Here is a 15,671-nt window from a genome sequence, read left to right on the forward strand (position 1 = left end):
GATCAGACCGGCAGCAATACCCCGTCCCGGGTCATCTGTGAATAGAGCAACCCCTCACGCAGCCCGCGGTCGGCCACGGACATCCGGTCCGTGGGCCAGACCCGCATCAGCGCCATCAGGATCGCCGCGCCGGACATGATCTGGGTGTGCCGCTCGCGCCCGATCCGCGGGTCCAGCCGCCGCCCTTCGGGGCCCAGCGCCAGATAATCGCGCACCACCTGGTCAATCTGGTCCGAGGTCATGGTCAACCCGTCCACCTTGTTGCGGTCATAGCGCCGCAGCCCCAGGTAGGAGGCCGCCACCGTGGTGATGGTGCCTGAGGTGCCGATGATCTGAAACCCGTCGCGCGGTTGCGGCGAATGGTAGGGGCTGAAATCGGCCAGCTGTTCCTCGAAGAACCAGCTCATCAGGGCAAAGCGGGCGGCATCATCGTCCACATCGGCGAACATGTCGCGCAGGGTGGCCACGCCCATCGGCACGCTGATCCAGTCCACCACCATGGCCTTGCCGGCCCGGGGGGTGCGCGAAAAGCCGCGGTGCATGTCCATGATCGCCGCGCGGCGCTGCGCCGGGGCCACTGATGACAGATCCACCCAGACCAGTTCCGTGGACCCGCCGCCGATATCCAGCACCAGCAACTGCTCGGTGCTCCGCGCCACCAGCGAGGCGCATGAGACAACCGCCAGACGGGCCTCTTCCTCAGGCGTGATGATATCCAGGTTCAGCCCGGTTTCACGGCGCACCTTGCGGATGAAGTCACGGCTGTTGCGGGCGCGGCGGCAGGCTTCGGTGGCCACCAGGCGCATCGAGGCGACGTCATGCTTGTCCAGCTTGGACCGGCAGATGCGCAGCGCATGCAGTGTGCGCTCCATCGGGCGATAGGATAATCGCCCGTATTGTTCCAGCCCGGTACCCAGCTCCACCGCTTTGGAGAAGCTGTCAACCACTTCAAACTGCGCGCCCTTCGGTCGGGCGATCAGCATGCGGCAACTGTTGGTGCCCAGGTCAAGCGCGGCATAAAGCCCCGCCCGTCCGGGCTTGGTCTGGCGCGGCGGCTTCGCCGATGTCGCGGCCCGCGCGGTCATGCCGGGGCCGTGGGTCGATTTCGGGTGCGCGCCCGCGCCTGCGGGACGCTCGGGCGTCATTCATCGCCCTCCATATCGTGTTGCCTTCAAGGTAGCCGCAGCGGCGCGTTTGCGCAAGGATTCTGTCACAATTCCGACCTGCGCGCCGCAGCTTTGCACTGGCGATTCCGTCGCACGAATGGTAACGGTCAAGGATGCGGTGATGGCGTCACCGCCAGCGCGCGGCGCTGCCTGTCCGTCCTGTACGCCGGGATCCTTTCAGGAGGTTCCGGCCCCAAAGCGCCCGACCTCCGGTTCGAGGTCACCATGTCACACATCCCCCGTCCACCGTTTCACCCCCTCCGCAACGGCGCGAAGGCTCCGCTGCCCTTTGCCGCCGCCGAATATGACGCCCGCCTGGCCGGGCTGCGCGCGATCATGGCCGATGCCGGGGTGGATGCCTGCGTGCTGACGTCCATGCACAATATCGCCTATTACAGCGGGTTCCTGTATTGCGCCTTCGGGCGGCCCTACGGGCTGGTGGTCACGCCCGGTGCCTGCGTCACCATTGCCGCCGGGATCGATGCCGGCCAGCCGTGGCGGCGCAGCCATGGTGAGGCGCTGACCTATACCGACTGGACGCGCGACAACTTCTGGCGCGCGGTGGCCCATGTGGCCGGAACGGGCGGCGTGATCGGGGTTGAGGGCGACCACCTGACCCGCAGCGCCGAAGCCGCCCTGCGCGCCTTCCTGGCCCCGCGCGCGCTGGTCGAAATCCATGCACAAACCATGACCCAGCGGATGCACAAATCCCCCGCCGAACGGGCGCTTATCCGCCAGGGCGCGCAGGTGGCCGATATCGGCGGCGAGGCCATCCGCGATGCCATCGCCATCGGCACGCGCGAGATCGATGTGGCCATGGCCGGGCGCGATGCGATGGAACTCGAGATCGCACGCCGCTTCCCCGATGCCGAATACCGCGACACCTGGGTCTGGTTCCAGTCCGGGCCGAACACCGACGGCGCCCATAACCCGGTCACATCCCGGCGCATCGGCGCGGGCGATATCCTCAGCCTGAACACATTTCCCATGATTTCGGGCTATTACACTGCGCTGGAACGCACGCTCTTTGCCGGCCATGTGGATGACGCCAGCCTGGGCGTGTGGCAGGCCAATGTGGCCGCGCATGAACTGGGGATCAGCCTGATCCGCCCCGGTGCCACATGTTCCGGCATCACCGCGCAGATCAACGATTTCCTGGCCGAACGGGATCTGCTGCACTACCGCACCTTCGGCTATGGCCACAGCTTCGGCATCCTGTCGCATTACTACGGGCGCGAGGCCGGGTTGGAACTGCGCGAGGATATCGACACCGTGCTGGAACCCGGCATGGTGATCTCCATGGAGCCGATGCTGACCATCCCCGAGGGCCAGCCCGGCGCCGGGGGCTACCGCGAACATGACATCCTGATCGTCACCGAAGACGGGGCCGAAAACATCACCGGCTTCCCCTATGGCCCCGATCATAACGTGATCGGCTGACGACAATGCCTGCCTGGCGCCCGCGCCAGGCAGCGCCCGGAAGGCGCAACGGGTGGGCGGGTGGGCGGCTTCCGGGCGCTTCCCCGCCCAGCCACGGGGCAGCTCAGCTGAACTGTTCGCGCATCAGGCGTTCATCCAGCCCGTGACCGGGGTCGAACAACAGGCTGTGGGTCACATCCATATCGGCGGCGATTTCCACCCGCTTCACATCCCGCACCGACCGGCTGTCGGCATCGGCCATCACCGGGCGTTTTCCCGGGTGCAGAACCTCGAAGCGCACGCTCGAGCTCATCCGCACCAGCGCCCCGCGCCAGCGCCGGGGGCGAAAGGCCGCCACCGGGGTCAGCGCCAGAACCGGCGCGCCCATGGGCAGGATCGGTCCATGGGCGGAATAGTTATACGCCGTGGACCCCGCAGGCGTGGCCAGCAGTGCGCCATCGCAGACCAGCTCTTCCATGCGCAGATGCCCGTCCACCCAGATGCGCAGCTTGGCCGCCTGCGCGCCCTCGCGCAGCAATGAAACCTCGTTGATCGCCAGCGCCTCATGGACATCGCCGCAAACCGTCGTGGCGCGCATCCGAAGCGGGTTGATCTGCGCAGTCTCGGCCCGGGCCAGCCGTTCATAAAGCCCCCCGGGGCGATAACTGTTCATCAGGAACCCCACCGTGCCCCGGTTCATGCCAAAGACCGGTGCGGGCAGGTGTTGCGTGGCATGCAGCGTGCTCAGCATGAAGCCGTCCCCGCCCAGCGCCACGATGATATCTGCTGCCTCCAGGGGGTGGTTGATGTAGCGCGCCGACAGGATCGCCAGGGCTTCCTGCGCGTCGGCGGCCGGGCTGGCCGTGAACCCCAGTCTGGGTTGCGTCATGCGCTTATGCTCCTTGCGCGGCGATGGTGCTGTTTGTCGCGCGCCGCGGCAGGCTTGGCAAGCGCATCACGCGGAAAATCGGCGCCTGCAGCGCCCTTGCGCCGGCATGCGTCGTTTTCGGCGCTTTGCGATCCGGTGCAGTTGCGCTATGTCACCGCCCAGACAAGGGACGGCCACCACCACGCGCGAGGAGACTGCCATGAACATCACCCACCGTGACTCCGGGTTCTTTACCGAGGCGCTTGAATCGCGCGACCCCGAACTTTTCGGCGCCATCCGCAACGAGCTGGGACGCCAGCGCGACGAGATCGAGCTGATCGCCTCGGAAAACATCGTCAGCCGCGCGGTGATGGAGGCCCAGGGCTCGGTGATGACCAACAAATACGCCGAAGGCTATCCGGGGCGGCGCTACTACGGTGGGTGTCAGTTCGTGGACGTGGCCGAGGAACTGGCCATCGCCCGCGCCTGCGAGTTGTTCGGCGTCGGTTTCGCCAATGTGCAGCCCAATTCCGGCAGCCAGGCCAACCAGGGCGTGTTCACCGCGCTGATGCGCCCCGGCGACACCTTCCTGGCCATGGACCTGTCCGCAGGCGGGCACCTCACCCACGGAGCACCGGTCAACCAGTCCGGCAAATGGTTCAACGCCGTGCATTACGGGGTGAAGCGCGACGATCAGCGCATCGATTACGACCATGTCGCCGCCCTTGCCGCCGAGCACAAGCCGAAGATCATCATCGCCGGCGGCTCGGCCATCCCGCGCCAGATCGATTTTGCCCGCTTCCGCGAGATCGCCGACAGCGTGGGCGCGTATCTGATGGTGGACATGGCGCATTTCGCCGGGCTGGTTGCGGCGGGCGTACATCCCTCGCCCTTCCCGCATGCGCATGTGGCCACCACCACCACGCACAAGACCCTGCGCGGCCCGCGCGGCGGCATGATCCTGACCAAAGACGAGGGTCTGGCCAAGAAGTTCAACAGCGCCATCTTCCCCGGCATCCAGGGCGGGCCGCTGATGCATGTCATCGCCGCCAAGGCTGTGGCCTTCGGCGAGGCTCTGCGCCCCGAGTTCAAGGATTACGCCACCCAGGTGATCAAGAACGCGCAGGCGCTTTCGGATCAGCTGATCAAGGGCGGGCTGGATATCGTTACGGGTGGTACCGACACGCATGTGATGCTGGTGGACCTGCGGCCAAAGGGCGTGAAGGGCAATGACACCGAAAAGGCGCTGGGCCGCGCGCATATCACCTGCAACAAGAACGGCATTCCCTTTGACCCGGAAAAGCCGATGGTGACCTCGGGGGTGCGGCTGGGCACACCGGCGGCCACCACGCGCGGGTTTGCCGAGGCCGAGTTCCGCCAGGTGGCCGACTGGATCACCGAAGTGGTGGACGGGCTGGCCGCCAATGGTGCCGATGGCAACAGCGCGGTGGAGGCCAAGGTCAAGGCCGAGGTCGCCGAACTCTGCGCCCGCTTCCCGGTCTATCCAACGCTCTGATCCCCCCGGCGCGGTGCATCCGGCAAACGGGGGGAGCGCCCGCTCGGCGCACCTCCCACCCACCCACCCCGGTGCACCTCGCGGGCGCTGTCCGGTGCGATCGCACCGGACGCCACTTGTTGATGGTTCTGCGCCTGCGCAGGACCATGCCCCTCCGAGGGCGCCAGGGTGGGCGGGTGGGGCGCCCGAGGAGGGGCATTCCTACACCCGGAAATCGAACTGCAGGCTCAGGGGAAGTGTGCGAACGCGCTCTCCGGTCAGGGCAAAGACTGCATTGGCCAGGGCAGGGGCTGCGGGCGGTGTGCCCGGTTCGCCCACGCCGCCCATATGCGGGTTGTTCTCCAGGATCCGCACCGAAATCTCCGGTACACTGTCCATGCGCAGGGCGTCGTAATCGGGGAAATTGCGCTGCTCCACCATGCCGTCGGCAAAGGTGATCTGTCCCGTCACCGCCGCCGAAAGACCGTAGATCAGCCCCGATTCCATCTGCGCGCGCACGATCCCCGGGTCCAGGACCCGCCCGGGATCACAGGCGATCCAGGCCCGGGTGATCCGCAGGCTGCCATTCTCCCGCGCCAGTTCGACCACCTGCGCCGTGGGGGTGCCGAAGGAATGGCAAAAGGCCACCCCCTGCGCGCGCCCCTCGGGCGGGTTGCCCCAGTCGGACATCTCGGCCACGGCCTCCAGCACCTGCGCCGAGGGGGCGTGTTCATCGCGCATATGCGCCAGCCGGAAGGCCAGCGGATCGGCGCCGGCGGCATGGGCCAGTTCGTCGATGAAGCATTCGTGGAAAAACGCATTCTGCGAATTGCCCACCGCGCGCCAGAAGCCCACGGGCACATCCAGATCGGCCAGATATCCACGCACGCGATAATTCGGGATGGCATAGGGCTGGTCGAACAGCCCTTCCACATGGCCCTTGTCCGGCCCACCCATGCGCCGCCCGGTCATCCGTGCGATGGCCTGATGACTGACCGAGGATGCGGCCACCTGCGCGTCAAACGCCACCGCCCGCCCATCGGCCACGGCACCGCGCATCCGTGCGATCGCAGCGGGGCGCAGGAACCCATGGGCCATATCTTCCTCGCGGCTATAGGTCAGGCGGATCGGCGTGCCGGGCAGGGCGGCCGCCAGTTTTGCCGCGTAATGGGTGAAATCGCTTTCCGCGCGGCGCCCGAAACCGCCCCCCATATAGGTGCTGTGCAGGGTCACCTCCTCGGGGGTGATCCCGGCGGCGCGCGCGGCACGTTCCTGATGCAGGCGCGGGGCCTGGTTGCCGCACCAGAGCGTCAGATGACCCTCCTCCAGCAGGGCCGTGGCGCTCATGGGCTCCATGGTGGCATGGTGGAGGAAGGGGGCGCGGTATTCCAGCTCCAGCGCCTCGGAGGCGTCGGAGATGGCGCGCTCCGGATCGCCGTCATTGCGCATGCGCGAGTTGCGGCGGTCGTCAAAAGCCTCGGCAATGCGGTCGAACATGGCTTCGATGCTGTCGGGCAGATCGCCGCGCTGCCAGTCGACCTCCAGCGCCTGCGCGCCTTGCATCGCGGCCCAGGTGTTGCGTGCGACAACGCCGATCCCGTCTTCCAGATCGATCACATGGGCCACGCCGGGCACCGCCAGCGCGGGGTCCGGGTTGAACCCGGCCACGCGCCCACCGGGATAGGGGCAGAGCCGCAGCGCCGCGCAGTGCAGCCCCGGCAGCTTGATGTCGGTGCCGAATTCCGCGGTGCCGGTGACCTTGGCCACCATGTCCAGCCGGGGCAGGGACCGGCCCAGCAAGCGCCATTGCGACGGGTCGCGCAGCGCGGGTTGCGGCACGGGGCGGGTTGCGGCCTCGGCCGCCAGTTCGCCATAGGGCAGCTTTGTTCCGTCAGGGGCCAGCACCTGGCCGGCTTCGGTGCGCAGTTGCGCCACCTCTACGCCCAGCCGGTCGGCGGCCACGGCCTTGAGCGCCTCGCGCGCGCCGGCGCCGGCCAGCCGCATCCGTTCATAGGCATCGACCGTGGAAGTTGACCCCCCCGTCACCTGCAGACCCAGCACCTTCGAGGCCGCGCCCAGGGTTTCGGCCAGGGCGATCTGCCACCCCTTCATCGCGTAATCAGCCACCGGAAGGGCGCCATGCATCAACGCGCCATTGTAATAGGCGGCCGAGGGCGGGCCATGCCAGTGGCGCACCTGCGCCCAATCCACATCCAGTTCCTCGGCCACCAGCGCGGCAAGGGTGGTGTGGATGCCCTGGCCCATCTCGGCCCTTGGGGTGATGATGGTGATCGCATCGCCGTCGATGATCAGATAGGGGTTCAGCGTGGCCCCGCTTTCGGGGGCCAGGGGATTGTCCACGGGGCGGCGGACCTGCCAGATGCCGAAGGCCGCGCCACCGGCCACGGCCACGGCGCCGACCAGAAGCGTGCGACGGGTGATCCGGCCCAGCTTGCTGCCCTTTTTGCTTTTAGTCATGCTTCAGGCCTCGGACATCGCGGCGGCGGCATCGTGGATGGCCGCACGGATCGCCGGATAGGTGCCGCAGCGGCACAGATTCCCGGACATGGCGGCATTGATGGCGGCATCGTCAGGCGTTGGGTTCTCGGCCAGAAGTGCGGCGGCCTGCAGGATCTGGCCGGGCTGGCAATAGCCGCATTGCGCCGCCTGATGGCGCACCCAGGCCGCCTGCAGCGGGGCAAGGGCTTCGGGGGTGCCGAAGCCTTCGATGGTGGTCACTTCGTCCCAGACATCGGCCAGCGGCAGCGCACAGGCGCGCACGGCCTCGCCCGCGACCAGCACGGTGCAGGCGCCGCAGGCCGCGACCCCGCAGCCGTATTTTGTCCCCGTGAGGCCCAGTTCATCGCGCAGCACCCACAGCAGCGGCGTCTCGCCCGGCAGGTCCAGGCTGTGGCGGGTGCCGTTCACGGTCACGTCATGCGGCATCTGGGGCGCTCCTGTCATCAGTGTCCTCTCGCAATAGGTGCGCCGGATCGCGCCGTGTTCAAGACCGGACGATCAAAACCGCGCAACATGGGTGGCATCCGCGCGGCTGGCGTATTTTCCATGTTCTGTCTTGTCCCAGTAGAACGGCGCGGTCATCAGCTCCCACAAAGCCTTGTAGGCGGCAATCGTGGCCAGCGGAAAATAGAGCGGCAGGGTCAGCACCCATGGGATCAGCGCGCGGTGGTGGCGGTTGTGCAGCGCCAGCAGGTGGACCGCCATGTCGGCGGCCAGCGACATCATGTAGAACCCCGAAAGCGCCCAGAGCATGCCCGCAGGCGCAGTGCCCTGCAGCGGGTGGCCGAAGCCCAGCACAAGTGCCCAGAAGGACAGCAGCATCGGCGCCAGGATTACCTGCATCAGCGTGCCCAGAAACTGCACCTGAAACCCGGCAAAGCGGCGCAGGCCCAGATCGCGCAACAGCGCCCGCGGGTCGCGCATATGCACGAAATAGGTGATCGCATAGCCCTTGATCCAGCGTGAGCGTTGCTTGATCCAGGGCAGCAGGTGGCAATTGGCTTCCTCGAATGTGGTGGTGTCCAGGATTTCGGTGCGAAACCCCTGCCGCGCCAGCCTGATGCCCAGATCCGCATCCTCGGTCACGTTATGCGCGTCCCAGCCGCCAAGCCGCTCCAGTATCCCGCGGCGAAAGAACAGCGTGGTGCCCCCCAGCGGCAGCACCAGCCCCAGCCGTTCCTTGCCCGGCAGCAGCAGCCGGAACCAGGCGGCGTATTCCAGCGTGAAGCAGCGCGACAGCCAGTTGGTGCCGGGGTTGAAGTAATCCAGCATGCCCTGGACACAGGCGACCTGGGGGGCGGCGCGGGCGAAATGGCGGGCAACACGGATGATCTGGTCCGGTTCGGGGGCGTCCTCGGCATCATAGACGCCAACGATCGACCCGCGCGCGAACAGCAGCGCAAAATTCAGGGCGCGGGGCTTGGTGCGCAGGGGCGCGTCGGGCACGGGGATCACCCGCATCCAGTGGGGCAGCGTCTCGGCCTCCAGCGCGCGGCGGGTGGGGGTGTCATGTTCCTCGACCACCAGCAGGACATCGAACAGGTCGCGCGGATAGCTCAGCCGCGCCAGCCGGTTGATCAGGGGGCGCACTGTTCCGGGTTCGCGAAACAGCGGCACCATGATGCTGACCACCGGCAGCCGTGCCGCCACCGGCCCCGCAGGCGGTGCCGGGTCGCGGGCCTTGCGCCGTGCGGCAATGGCCGCGGCCAGTTTCAGCCCCGTCATCACGGCCAGCCACCCCGAGGCCAGCCCCGTCATCGCCCAGCCTGTGGCCACCGGGTCCAGCACTGCCGCCGTGAGCACCAGAATTACCACCGCCGCCAACCAGCGATGCAGGCCGCGACGGGTCCAGTCGCGGCAACTCAGGGCCTCGGGGACACAGGTTTCAGCATAGTCGCGCAACGCGGCGCTGCGGGTTTCCAGCACCATCCGGTGCAGTTCGGCCCGGCTGACAAGCGCCATGGCCACCGGTCCCAGCGCGGCCTCCAGCGTGGGGCGGTTGGCCTCGAACCGCTCAGGCTGCGCGGTGGCGACGATGCAGACCCCGCCCGCCAGCGCCCAGGGCAGGCACCCCAGGGCCAGGCAGCGCGCGCCCCCCAGCCGGTCGATCAGCCGCGCATCCGGCAGCCCCTGCGCCATGGTGATCCGCCGCGCGCCGAATTGCCGTTCCTGCGCGGCCAGCAGCGTGGCGTCGGAGATCATCCCGTGCGACAGCAGGATATCGCCCAGATGCCCGGCATGGCGCGATTGCAGCGCCAGCGCCCGCACCAGGTCCGAAGGCCGGATCGCCCCCATGCGGATCAGCACCGTGGCCAGGGTTGGCCGTGGCCGGGGCAGGGGGTCCACCAGCCGCAACCGGGGCAGGGGCTGGCTTGGCCGCGCCCGCCACGCAGCCGAAAGCATGCCTGCAAAGCTTCTGCCCGCAATGGTCATCCGTTACCCTGTCTGCGGCGACACACACCCGCCGCCCCTGCCAAGCCCAACAGCAGAATGGTTAACGTGCCGTTAAGGCGCGCTCACTTTCAGCCTCCGGCGCGCAGATCGCGGCGGCGTCCTGCCCTGAAACTGCGCCCGCCCCCTCGCCACGGCGCGCGGGATGCCTATGTTTGGGGCATGGATACCCTGACCCAGCCCGCAATCGCCTTTGACAACAGTTACGCGCGCCTGCCCGCGCGCTTCTATGCCCGTGTGGACCCGGACCCCGCCCCGGCGCCCCGGCTGATCGCCTGGAATGCCGCTCTCGCCTCCGAACTGGACCTGCCGGACCTGGCCGAGGCCACCATCGCGGCCGTCTTCTCGGGCGCCGCGCTGCCCCCGGGGGCCGAGCCGCTGGCCATGGCCTATGCCGGGCACCAGTTCGGCGGGTTCGTCCCGCAACTGGGCGATGGCCGTGCCCATCTGCTGGGCGAGGTGATCGCCCGCGATGGCCAGCGCATGGATATCCAGCTCAAGGGCTCGGGGCGCACGCCGTTTTCGCGCGGCGGCGACGGGCGCGCCTGGATCGGCCCGGTGCTGCGCGAATACGTGGTCTCCGAGGCCATGGCCGCGCTGGGCGTGCCCACCACCCGCGCGCTGGCCGCCGTGGAAACCGGCGCACCGGTCTGGCGCGAACAGGGCCAGCTTCCCGGCGCCGTCATCACCCGCGTCGCCCAAAGCCACCTGCGCGTGGGCACCTTCCAGTTCTTCGCCGCCCGCCGTGACACCGAGGCCCTGCAAGCGCTCTGTGACTACGCCATCACCCGCCATTTCCCGCAGGCCAGCGGCCCCGCAGACCTGCTGCGCCACGCCGTCGCCGCCCAGGCCGATCTGGTGGCGCATTGGATGAGCTTCGGCTTCATCCACGGGGTGATGAACACGGACAACTGCCATATCGGCGGGCTGACCATCGACTACGGCCCCTGCGCCTTCATGGATGCCTACCACCCGGACACGGTGTTCTCCTCCATCGACAGCCACGGGCGCTATGCCTATGCCAACCAGCCGCAACTGGCGGTCTGGAACCTGGCACAACTGGCCACCTGCCTGCTGCCCCTGATGCAAGATGACCAGGAGGCCGCCATCGCCGAGGCGACCGAGATCGTCCACGGCTTTGCCCCGCTCTATGAGGCCGCCCACCGCAGCCGCTTCGCCGCCAAACTGGGCCTGGCCGAGGCGCGCGCGGGCGACGATGCCCTTGCCCAGACGCTGCTGGACCGCATGGCCACCCTGGGCGCCGATTTCACCCGCACCTTCCAAGGCCTGCGCCACGGCACCGCCAAGGCCGAGTTCCGCGAGCCCGAGGCCTTCACCGCCTGGGAAACCGACTGGCTCGCCCGGCTGGAGGCCGAGGGCAGCACCCCCGCCGATGCGCAGGCCCGCATGGCCCGGGCCAACCCGGCAGTGATCCCGCGCAACCACCGCGTGGAACAGGCGATCGAGGCCGCGCTTCAGGGCGATTACGCGCCCTTCCAACGCCTCAACCGCGTCCTCGCCACACCCTTCGCCGATCCCGCCCCCGAAGACGCCGCCCTGCAGGATGCGCCCCTGCCCACCGAGCGCGTGCGCGCCACCTTCTGCGGCACCTGAGGCCCAAACCCGAGCACCCGCCCTGCGCCCAACGGGCGCAGGGCCCGGCCCAACGGGATGCGCCGCGCCGTCAGGCGTGGCAAAGACGGGCGGGAGCGCTCCCTCCCCGCCGCCGCGCCGCCAAAGCTCCGCGCCCCGCTTCCCCCCGTGCGGGAATCGCGCTAAAGGCACTCCAGCGCCGAAATTCCGGAGACCGCCATGCACGCTGCTGTCATCACCTTCCCCGGTTCCAACTGCGACCGCGACCTTGCCGTGGCCTTCGAAGCCGCCGGTGCCCGCGTCACACGGGTCTGGCACAAGGATACCGCGCTGCCCGCGGGGGTGGATATCGTGGGGCTTCCCGGCGGGTTCTCCTTCGGTGACTACCTGCGCTGCGGGGCGATTGCCGCCCGCGCGCCCATCACCCGGGCGCTGGCCGAATTTGCCGCCGCCGGGGGACCGGTGCTGGGCATCTGCAACGGCTTTCAGGTGCTGGTGGAAACCGGGATGCTGCCGGGCGCACTGCTGCGCAATGCCGGGCTGAAATACATCTGCAAGCCGGTGGCGCTGCAGGTTGCCACCGCCGAAAGCCCCTTTACCTCCGGCTGGGCGCAGGGTGCCACCATCACCCTGCCCATCGCCCACCATGATGGCAATTACACCGCCGATCCCGCCACCCTGGACCGGCTGGAGGCTGAGGATCGCATCGCCTTCACCTATGCCGACACGCCCAACGGCTCGGCCCGTGGCATTGCCGGGGTGCTGTCGGAAAACCGCCGCGTGCTGGGGATGATGCCGCACCCGGAGCGCGCGATTGCACCGCATCAGGGCGCCGCCGACGGGGCGATTCTGTTCCGCACGCTGCTTGACACGCTCACGCCCGCGTAACCGCAGCGCGCCCGGTGCTTGAGCACAGCGCGCGCAGGGCGTAACCTATGTCGATGATGCAGCCGCCGGATATCGACAACTCCCGCACCGGGCTTCTGGGCATACCGCTCTGGGGGCGGGTGATCGTCGGCACCTTGATGGTGGCCGGGGTGGTGGTGGTCTGGGTGCTCAACACCTGGCTGACCGAAAGCTTCACCGAAAACACCCGCAACCGCGCCGAACTGCGGCTGGTGCTCTATTCCGGCAATATCCAGAGCGAGCTGCAGCGCAATTCCGTGGTCCCACTGCTGCTCTCGCGCGATCCGGAACTGATCTCGGCGCTGCGCGAAGGCAATTACGCCGCCACATCGCAGCGGCTGATGGACCTGCAATCGGAAATCGGCGCGGCCTCGATCGAGCTTCTGGACAACTACGGGCGCACGGTGGCCGCCACCGATCGCAACCGGCTGGGCATGAACTTGCTGAATGACATGGCTTTCGTCGATGCACGGCGCAGCTCGGACACCGCGTTTCAGGTCAAGGAACGCGACAGCGGCGGCTTCAGCTTCACCTTTTCGCGCACTGTGCGCCAGGCCGCCGATTTCCTGGGCGTGGTGGTGGTCGAGGCGGACCTGTCGAAATTCGAACGCAGCTGGGCCGGCTTTGCCGATGCCGTGGCCCTGACCGACAGCGAAGGCCGCATCATCCTGGCCACCGAACCGCGCTGGCGCGGCCGGACCGAGGTCGAAGCCCTGGCCCTGCGCGATGCGCCCTCGGCGATCGCCCGCGCCTTGCGCGCCACCGCCGACTGGGCACAGGACCCGCCCGATGCCTTTCTCAGCGGCGAGGCGGTGCTGCGTTCGGAAATCCGGGTGCCCTTTCGCGGCTGGAAGCTGATTTCCTTTACCCGATATGACTCGGTCCGGGAACGGGTCAACGGGTTGCTGGCGCTGGTCATCATGGGGTTTGCGCTGCTGCTGGCGCTGACTTTCTACGTGGTTTCGCGCCGGGCATGGTCACAATCGGCGCTGTTCCAGCGCGAATCGGCGGAGCTGCGCGCGCTCAACATGCGCCTGCAGCGCGAGATTTCGGCCCGCGAGAAGGTGCAGAAGGACCTGGCCGTGGCCGAACAGACGCTGGCGCAATCCTCCAAGCTGGCCTCATTGGGCGAGATGTCGGCCTCGGTCAGCCATGAGCTGAACCAGCCGCTGGCGGCGATGAAGACCTACCTGGCGGGTGCGCGGCTGCTGCTGACGCGCAAGCGCGTGGACGAGGCCATGGCCAGCTTCCAGCGCATTGACGATCTGATCGAACGCATGGGCGCCATCACCCGCACCCTGAAATCCTTTGCCCGCAAGGGCGGCGAGGCATTCGCGCCGCTGGACCTGCGCGATTGCCTGACCGAGGCGCTGGCGCTTATGGAACCGCAATTGCGCAGCGCCCGGGTGCTGGTCACGCGCACCGTGCCGCAGACCCCGGTGCGGGTGATGGGCGACCGGGTGCGGCTGGAACAGGTGATCATCAACCTGGTGCGCAACGCGATTGACGCCACCCAGACCTCCAACGCCCCCCGGATTGACCTGATCATCACCCAGGGTGATGACATTACCCTCACCGTGCGCGACAATGGCACGGGTATCACCGATCTGGAGAACCTTTTCGAACCCTTCCATACCACCAAAGCCGCCGGCGAAGGGGTGGGGCTGGGGTTGGCCATTTCCTCGGGTATCGCCGCCGATCACGGGGGGCGGCTGCGCGGGCAGAACGCGCCGCAGGGAGGCGCGGTTTTCGAATTGCGCCTGCCGATCCTGGATGACGCCCTCGCCGCGGCCGAATAAGCCGCCACACCGGGCCGCGTGGCGGCCTTGCAGCTGACGAAAGGACCATCAATGCCACGGGCACCACGGGTTGCAATCATTGATGACGAAGCCGATATGCGCCAGTCGATCAGCCAATGGCTGTCGCTGTCGGGGTTCGAAACCGAAAGCCATGCCTCGGCCGAGGCGGCGCTGCGCGCCATCGGCACCGATTTTCCCGGCGTGGTGATCACCGATATCCGGATGCCGGGGATGGATGGCATGGCGCTGCTGAAGCGTCTGGTGGCGCAGGATGCGGGCCTGCCGGTGATCCTGATCACCGGCCACGGCGATGTGCCCATGGCGGTCGAGGCCATGCGCCTGGGCGCCTTCGATTTTCTGGAAAAGCCCTTTGACCCTGACAAGATGTCCGATCTGGTGCGCCGCGCCGCCAAGGCCCGCGCGCTGACCCTGGAAAACCGCGCCCTGCGCCAGGAACTGGCTGATGGCAGCACGCTGATGCGTCGGCTGGCGGGAAATTCCGAGGTCATGCAGCGCCTGCGCGAGGATATTCTGGATCTTGGCCAGGCCGATGGTCACGTGCTGATCGATGGCGAAACCGGCACCGGCAAGACGCTGGTGGCCCATGCGCTGCACGCGGTGGGGCCACGGGCGGGCAAGCGCTTTGTCACCGTGGCCTGCGCGGGGCAGGATCAGGACAGCCTGATCGCGCGGCTCTTTGGCCCGGTCGAGGAAGGCGGCGGTCTGCCGCTGGTCGAGGAAGCCCGCGGCGGCACCCTGTGCCTGGAGGATATCGAGGCGCTGGGCGAGGCCGCGCAGGCGCGCCTGCTGGCCTTCATCAACGAACAGGGCACGCCTGCGCCCACCCGGATCATCGCCGTGTGCAACGAACACGCCCCCGACCGCACCATCGAGGATGTGCTGCGCCCGGACCTGTTCTTCCGCCTGTCGGCACTGAAGCTGACCCTGCCGCCGCTGCGCGCGCGGGGTGAGGATATCCTGACCCTCTTTGCCGCCTATGCGGCGGAATTTGCTGACGAATACGGCTGCGCGCCGCCGGATATCGCTGCGCAGGAGGCCGCGCAACTGCTGCAGGCCCCCTGGCCGGGCAATGTGCGCCAGCTTGTCAACATGGCCGAACGCGCGGCATTGCAAAGCCGCCGCGAAGGCGAATCGATCCTGTCGATGCTGATGGCGGATAACGAGGCCTCGGGCGGGGCCATCACCACCGAAGGCAAGCCCCTGAAGGACCATGTGGAATCCTTTGAGCGGATGCTGATCGACAACACCATGCGCCGCCACAAGGGCTCGATCGTTGCGGTGATGGAGGAGCTCTGCCTGCCACGCCGCACCCTGAACGAGAAGATGGCGAAATACGGCCTGGTCCGCGCTGACTACACCGGCTGACCGCGCGCCTGTGGCCCGGGGTGCACAGCGCCCATGCGGCGCACCCGCCCACCCACCCTGTGCACCGC

11 protein-coding genes are annotated in these 15,671 nt (G+C 68.0%); 6 read left to right on the top strand and 5 right to left on the bottom strand.

Going from position 1 to position 15,671, the window contains the following annotated elements; all coding sequences use genetic code 11:
* Positions 1-2 precede the first annotated feature (2 nt).
* Positions 3-1,085 carry a Ppx/GppA phosphatase family protein gene (locus tag HUK65_RS03625; RefSeq protein ID WP_407692411.1) on the bottom strand — a complete coding sequence of 361 codons (1,083 nt, stop codon included), beginning with the start codon at positions 1,083-1,085 and terminating at the stop codon, positions 3-5.
* 306 nt (positions 1,086-1,391) lie between these two features.
* Here HUK65_RS03625 and HUK65_RS03630 point away from each other — a divergent pair, with 306 nt between their 5' ends.
* The gene (locus HUK65_RS03630; RefSeq protein ID WP_179904770.1) at positions 1,392-2,606 is read left to right on the top strand and encodes an aminopeptidase P family protein; all 1,215 of its coding nucleotides are present in this window, start codon (positions 1,392-1,394) and stop codon (positions 2,604-2,606) included.
* A 103-nt stretch (positions 2,607-2,709) separates the two neighbouring features.
* Here HUK65_RS03630 and HUK65_RS03635 read toward each other — a convergent pair whose 3' ends face one another.
* On the bottom strand, positions 2,710-3,474 hold the full coding sequence (locus tag HUK65_RS03635; RefSeq protein ID WP_179904771.1) for an NAD kinase: 765 nt from the start codon (positions 3,472-3,474) through the stop codon (positions 2,710-2,712).
* Positions 3,475-3,673: 199 nt separating this feature from the next.
* Between HUK65_RS03635 and glyA the strand changes: the two genes are divergently transcribed.
* Positions 3,674-4,969 carry a serine hydroxymethyltransferase gene (gene glyA, locus HUK65_RS03640; RefSeq protein ID WP_179904772.1) on the top strand — a complete coding sequence of 432 codons (1,296 nt, stop codon included), beginning with the start codon at positions 3,674-3,676 and terminating at the stop codon, positions 4,967-4,969.
* Between the two features lie 201 nt (positions 4,970-5,170).
* Here the strand turns inward: glyA and HUK65_RS03645 are convergent, their stop codons facing one another.
* The 3 genes from HUK65_RS03645 to HUK65_RS03655 form a co-directional block, all read right to left on the bottom strand.
* Positions 5,171-7,426: a xanthine dehydrogenase family protein molybdopterin-binding subunit gene (locus HUK65_RS03645; protein WP_179904773.1), complete on the bottom strand. Its 2,256-nt coding sequence runs from the start codon at positions 7,424-7,426 to the stop codon at positions 5,171-5,173.
* Positions 7,427-7,429: 3 nt separating this feature from the next.
* Positions 7,430-7,894: a (2Fe-2S)-binding protein gene (locus tag HUK65_RS03650; RefSeq protein ID WP_179904774.1), complete on the bottom strand. Its 465-nt coding sequence runs from the start codon at positions 7,892-7,894 to the stop codon at positions 7,430-7,432.
* A 72-nt stretch (positions 7,895-7,966) separates the two neighbouring features.
* Complete coding sequence (locus tag HUK65_RS03655) at positions 7,967-9,871, bottom strand: glycosyltransferase (protein WP_235441742.1); 1,905 nt, start codon at positions 9,869-9,871, stop codon at positions 7,967-7,969.
* A gap of 210 nt (positions 9,872-10,081) precedes the next feature.
* On the opposite strand from HUK65_RS03655, the gene HUK65_RS03660 reads away from it, so the two are divergent.
* The 4 genes from HUK65_RS03660 to HUK65_RS03675 all read left to right on the top strand — a co-directional run bounded on the left by HUK65_RS03660 (position 10,082) and on the right by HUK65_RS03675 (position 15,603).
* The gene (locus tag HUK65_RS03660; protein ID WP_179904775.1) at positions 10,082-11,533 is read left to right on the top strand and encodes a protein adenylyltransferase SelO; all 1,452 of its coding nucleotides are present in this window, start codon (positions 10,082-10,084) and stop codon (positions 11,531-11,533) included.
* Between the two features lie 198 nt (positions 11,534-11,731).
* Complete coding sequence (purQ, locus tag HUK65_RS03665) at positions 11,732-12,400, top strand: phosphoribosylformylglycinamidine synthase subunit PurQ (protein WP_179904776.1); 669 nt, start codon at positions 11,732-11,734, stop codon at positions 12,398-12,400.
* Between the two features lie 56 nt (positions 12,401-12,456).
* Positions 12,457-14,217, top strand: coding sequence for a sensor histidine kinase (locus tag HUK65_RS03670; RefSeq protein ID WP_407692412.1), 1,761 nt, complete (start codon positions 12,457-12,459; stop codon positions 14,215-14,217).
* Positions 14,218-14,268: 51 nt separating this feature from the next.
* Entirely contained in the window at positions 14,269-15,603 is a 1,335-nt protein-coding gene (locus tag HUK65_RS03675) for a sigma-54-dependent transcriptional regulator (RefSeq protein ID WP_179904778.1), read from the top strand.
* Positions 15,604-15,671 lie beyond the last annotated feature (68 nt).

Origin of the sequence: Rhabdonatronobacter sediminivivens (assembly GCF_013415485.1) — a bacterium.
Taxonomy (GTDB): domain Bacteria; phylum Pseudomonadota; class Alphaproteobacteria; order Rhodobacterales; family Rhodobacteraceae; genus Rhabdonatronobacter; species Rhabdonatronobacter sediminivivens.

Coding starts and splice junctions, on each gene's coding strand:
- HUK65_RS03675 (WP_179904778.1), top strand. CDS start 14,269: ATGCCACGGGCACCACGGGTTGCAATCATTGATGACGAAGCCGATATG.
- HUK65_RS03645 (WP_179904773.1), bottom strand. CDS start 7,426: ATGACTAAAAGCAAAAAGGGCAGCAAGCTGGGCCGGATCACCCGTCGC.
- glyA (WP_179904772.1), top strand. CDS start 3,674: ATGAACATCACCCACCGTGACTCCGGGTTCTTTACCGAGGCGCTTGAA.
- HUK65_RS03630 (WP_179904770.1), top strand. CDS start 1,392: ATGTCACACATCCCCCGTCCACCGTTTCACCCCCTCCGCAACGGCGCG.
- HUK65_RS03625 (WP_407692411.1), bottom strand. CDS start 1,085: ATGACCGCGCGGGCCGCGACATCGGCGAAGCCGCCGCGCCAGACCAAG.
- HUK65_RS03660 (WP_179904775.1), top strand. CDS start 10,082: ATGGATACCCTGACCCAGCCCGCAATCGCCTTTGACAACAGTTACGCG.
- HUK65_RS03650 (WP_179904774.1), bottom strand. CDS start 7,894: ATGCCGCATGACGTGACCGTGAACGGCACCCGCCACAGCCTGGACCTG.
- purQ (WP_179904776.1), top strand. CDS start 11,732: ATGCACGCTGCTGTCATCACCTTCCCCGGTTCCAACTGCGACCGCGAC.
- HUK65_RS03670 (WP_407692412.1), top strand. CDS start 12,457: ATGCAGCCGCCGGATATCGACAACTCCCGCACCGGGCTTCTGGGCATA.
- HUK65_RS03655 (WP_235441742.1), bottom strand. CDS start 9,871: ATGCTTTCGGCTGCGTGGCGGGCGCGGCCAAGCCAGCCCCTGCCCCGG.
- HUK65_RS03635 (WP_179904771.1), bottom strand. CDS start 3,474: ATGACGCAACCCAGACTGGGGTTCACGGCCAGCCCGGCCGCCGACGCG.